At 45.8% G+C, this 459-nt stretch carries 1 protein-coding gene; it reads left to right on the top strand.

Annotation, left to right across the window (positions count from 1 at the left end; all coding sequences use genetic code 11):
* Nucleotides 1–84: 84 nt before the first annotated feature.
* The coding region (gene infC, locus ACIPLA_RS25840; RefSeq protein WP_401177105.1) for a translation initiation factor IF-3 at nucleotides 85–459 on the top strand (375 nt) is incomplete at its 3' end.

Here is a 459-nt window from a genome sequence, read left to right as displayed (position 1 = left end):
AAACATACGCACAAAACCCATATCAAAAATAGCAGAAAAACTCTATCAATACAATACCCTCCTACGAACAACAGATTCGGAGTAATTATTATTAAGCGTGAAATGAGACAAGATAAACGAGCTGCACCGAAAGCCCCGATCAACGAGAATATCTCGGCACGCGAGGTTCGGTTAATTGGAGCTGAAGGTGAACAGCTTGGGATTGTGTCAATTGAAGACGCGCTTCTTAAGGCTGAAGAGGCCAAACTGGATTTGGTGGAAATTTCCGCCGATGCAGTACCCCCTGTTTGCAAACTGATGGACTACGGCAAATCGATCTTCGAGAAGAAGAAGCAGATTGCCGCGGCCAAGAAAAACCAGAAGCAGATTCAGGTTAAAGAAATCAAGTTTCGTCCAGGGACGGAGGAAGGGGATTACCAGGTAAAACTGCGCAACCTGGTACGATTCCTGAGTGATGGG

Origin of the sequence: Pseudomonas sp. NPDC086112 (assembly GCF_044746425.1) — a bacterium.
Lineage (GTDB): Bacteria > Pseudomonadota > Gammaproteobacteria > Pseudomonadales > Pseudomonadaceae > Aquipseudomonas.
This window is presented reverse-complemented; position numbering and strand designations above follow the sequence as displayed.